Origin of the sequence: Sulfurihydrogenibium sp. (assembly GCF_027448985.1) — a bacterium.
In the GTDB taxonomy this organism is placed as follows: domain Bacteria; phylum Aquificota; class Aquificia; order Aquificales; family Hydrogenothermaceae; genus Sulfurihydrogenibium.
Genome location: NZ_DAIDMN010000117.1, coordinates 1 through 2,931 on the forward strand (window position 1 = coordinate 1; position 2,931 = coordinate 2,931).

Sequence of the window (2,931 nt, forward strand, 5' to 3'; positions counted from 1 at the left end):
AAGACTTATGGGAAAAGTAAAAGAAAAAGGTCTTACAATAATTCCTTTACAAGTTTACTTTAAAAACGGAAAAGCAAAAGTGGAAATAGCCCTTGCAAAAGGTAAAGTAAAATACGAAAAAAGAGAGGACATAAAAGAAAGAGAAACAAGAAGAGAAATAGAGAAACAGTTTAAAGGTAAAATAAAGCTATGAAAACATTTTTGAAAACAAAGATTCCCACCACCTTAATATACGAAGTAAAAGATGGAAAGCCTATCTATTACAAAGACTATGAAAAAGTTGTAAAGGGAGAAAAATCTATTGAGGAAGTTATGGGAAGTAGTTTTATTCAATCTCTGATTATCTCTGTCATTGTAGAGTACCTTTTTGAGAAGATAGATAAAACTAAGTACACTGTTTTATTTAATGAAGTAGGATTTTCCTTTGGAAAAAGTAAAAGATGTTTAGACATTGCTATTTATCTCAACAAAGATTTAAAAGCTTCAAGTTTAAAAAATATTTATCTGAAAATTCCACCTAAGGTTGTGATAGAGGTAGATACAAAAGCAGATTTAAAAAGATACTCCGCATCTTTTGATTTTTATGTGAGAGAAAAAACTCAAGATTTGTTAGATGCAGGAGTTGAAAAAGTTTTATGGTTTTCTTCTTACGATAGAAAAGTTTTGATTGCTGAAAAATCAAAAGATTGGGTAATAAAACCGTGGAATAAAGATATTGACATCTTAGACTCAATCTCTATAAATCTTGAAATTTTATTAAAAAACAAAAAAGAGGTGATAGATTGAGAAAATACATCTTTATTACAGGTGGAGTTTTGTCATCTCTTGGAAAAGGTGTAACGTCGGCAGCTATTGGTTCTATTTTGGAAAGTATGGGATACAAAATTACTCTTATGAAACTTGACCCTTACCTCAACATAGACCCTGGAACTATGAATCCATATCAACATGGTGAAGTTTTTGTAACGGAGGATGGGGCAGAAACGGACCTTGACCTTGGACATTACGAAAGATTTACAAACGCTATAATGACAAAACATAACAACACTACATCCGGAAAACTTTACTACAACCTTCTTGAAAAGGAAAGAAGAGGAGCATTTTTAGGAGCTACCGTTCAGGTAATACCACACTTTACAAATGAGATAAAAAAATCCATCGAAAAAGTAGCAGAAAACTACGATATTACTCTTGTAGAAATTGGTGGTACAGTAGGAGACATAGAGAGCCAGCCGTTTTTAGAAGCAATCCGTCAGATGGGAATAGAAAACAAAAAGCAAGACGTTATTTACATACATCTTACTTATGTACCTTACATCAAAGTGGCTGGAGAGTTAAAAACAAAACCAAGCCAACATTCTGTAAAAGAGTTAAGAGCCATAGGTATTCAACCGGATATTTTGATAGGTAGGTCAGAGGTTCCACTTCCAAAAGATATTAAAAGAAAACTATCACTGTTTACAAATGTAGATGAAGACTCTGTTTTTTCAGCTCCGGATTTAGATATAATATACGAGATACCTTTGTATTTTAAAAAAGAAGGATTAGACAAAGCCATAGCAAAACATCTTAACCTTGAATACAAAGAACCGGATTTAATCAAATGGAAAAAGATAGTCAACACATTATCCAAGCTTGAAAAGGAAGTGGATATAGCAATAGTTGGTAAGTATGTAGAACTAAAAGATGCTTATAAAAGCATAAATGAAGCTCTTATCCATGCACAGATACCAAATAAAGTAAAAGTCAATATCCACTGGATAAATTCGGAAAAAATTAATAAAGAAAATTACCAGGAAGTTTTAAAAGGTCTTGATGGAATACTTGTTCCAGGTGGATTTGGAGATAGAGGAGTAGAAGGTAAAATACTTACAGCAAAGTATGCCAGAGAAAATAATGTTCCTTATTTTGGAATATGTCTTGGAATGCAGATAGCTGTGATAGAGTTTGCAAGGTCGGTAGCAGGACTTGAAGGAGCAAACTCAACGGAGTTTAATCCTTTTACACCACATCCTGTTATAGATATTATGCCAGAACAGAAAAATTTAGATAAAAAAGGTGGAACAATGAGACTTGGAGCTTACAAATGTACTTTAAAACCTGGAACGAAAGCATACCAGATATATGGTCAATCGGAAATATCAGAAAGACATAGACACAGATACGAATTTAACCCCAAGTACGTTCCTATTTTAGAAGAAAAAGGTCTTGTTGTATCCGGAGTGTACAAAGCAAAAAATTTACCGGAAATAGTAGAAATACCTAATCATAGGTGGTTTATCGCATGTCAGTTTCATCCGGAATTCAAAAGTAAGCCGTTTAGTCCACATCCACTCTTTGTAAGTTTTGTTGAAGCATCCTACAAAAATAGGCTTGAAAAATTTAAAAATGAAAGTTAAGTTTAAAACATAGTTTGATTTAAAAGGGGGTGCTAAGATGGGAGATTTAGAGCAAGTACATCTGAAAGTTAATGAAGTTTTTTATCCATCGGAAGAACTAAAAAAAGAGTGTTTAGTCCAAGATTATGAAAGTATGTATCAAAAGTCAATAGAAAATCCGGATGAGTTTTGGTCCGAAGTTGCGTCTGAGCTTTTTTGGTATCAAAAGTGGGATAGAGTTTTAGAATGGAACTTTCCTTACGCAAAGTGGTTTGTAAATGGTAAAACAAACATCACATACAACTGTCTTGACAGACATGTAGAAAACGGAAGAAGAAATAAATTAGCTTTCATATCCGTAGATGAAGAAGGAAACGAAAAAAAGCTAACTTACGGAGAACTACTTGAATCTGTAAGTAAATTGGCAAACGGTCTGAAATCTCTTGGTTTATCAAAGGGAGATAGAGTATCCATATACCTACCTAACACTGTAGAAGCTGTAATTGCTATGCTTGCTTGTGCAAGAATTGGAGTTATACACAGTGTTGTTTTT

The 2,931-nt window shown here is 33.2% G+C and carries 4 protein-coding genes; all 4 read left to right on the forward strand.

Annotation, left to right across the window (positions count from 1 at the left end):
• Positions 1-193 (forward strand): SsrA-binding protein (locus NE054_RS07650; protein WP_297890323.1); only part of this gene is annotated, 193 nt, incomplete at its 5' end.
• A gap of 8 nt (positions 194-201) precedes the next feature.
• Positions 202-786 carry a Uma2 family endonuclease gene (locus NE054_RS07655; protein WP_297890325.1) on the forward strand — a complete coding sequence of 195 codons (585 nt, stop codon included), beginning with the start codon at positions 202-204 and terminating at the stop codon, positions 784-786.
• Positions 783-2,399, forward strand: a complete 1,617-nt coding sequence (locus NE054_RS07660) for a CTP synthase (RefSeq protein ID WP_297890327.1) — start codon at positions 783-785, stop codon at positions 2,397-2,399. The genes NE054_RS07655 and NE054_RS07660 overlap by 4 nt, the downstream gene beginning before the upstream one ends.
• Positions 2,400-2,436: 37 nt before the next feature.
• On the forward strand, positions 2,437-2,931 hold a 495-nt coding region (locus NE054_RS07665; protein WP_297890329.1), incomplete at its 3' end, for an acetyl-coenzyme A synthetase N-terminal domain-containing protein.